The organism is Dellaglioa sp. CoH-55-MRSF-8 (assembly GCF_056782195.1).
The window spans coordinates 1-238 of the sequence record NZ_JBXAYH010000264.1; the positions used below are offsets into that span (position 1 = coordinate 1).

General features: G+C 55.5%; 1 protein-coding gene. It reads right to left on the reverse strand.

From position 1 onward, the window contains the following. Positions 1-238: hypothetical protein (locus AC1RPW_RS08695; RefSeq protein WP_481769562.1), on the reverse strand; the 238-nt coding region annotated here is incomplete at both ends.

A 238-nucleotide genomic window follows, 5' to 3' on the forward strand; every position in this document is an offset into this window, starting at 1 on the left:
GGAGAATTCGCCGTCCGAGAGCAGCGTCCACACATCTTGGTAGCGCTCGACCTTGACCTCGTTACCAGCGTCGTCGATGGTGCGAAAACGCTGCATCTCATCGAGCAGGAGAATGCCGGGTTGGCCTTCCTCAATTTTCGAGTTGTTCAAGATCGAGGACAGCGATGACGACCCGAAGTAGCCGTGCTTGGACGAACCGTCCATCACGACTTCTACAAACTTGTCACCAAACCCCAGC